The organism is Paenibacillus senegalensis JC66 (assembly GCF_000285515.1).
Taxonomy (GTDB): Bacteria; Bacillota; Bacilli; order Paenibacillales; family NBRC-103111; genus Paenibacillus_L; species Paenibacillus_L senegalensis.
The window spans coordinates 1-206 of sequence record NZ_CAES01000177.1 but is presented as its reverse complement, the minus strand read 5'-3'; the positions used below and the strand labels follow the sequence as shown (position 1 = coordinate 206).

At 56.3% G+C, this 206-nt stretch carries 1 rRNA gene; it reads right to left on the bottom strand.

The features are described from left to right. Window positions 1-177 (bottom strand): 23S ribosomal RNA (locus PSHG_RS31135); the annotation flags it as partial. Window positions 178-206 lie beyond the last annotated feature (29 nt).

The window sequence follows — 206 nt, the reverse complement described above, 5'->3', positions numbered from 1 at the left end:
GCACACCCTATGGATTCAGGTGCGGATCCCATCCCATTACGGATGGTGGGTTCCCCCATTCGGACATCCCCGGATCGATGCTTGCTTACAGCTCCCCGAGGCAGTTTCGTTGTTCGCCACGTCCTTCTTCGGCTCCTAGCGCCTAGGCATCCTCCGTGCGCTCTTACTAGCTTAACCTCACTTCGAGATCTAAGCCTCACTTCTGA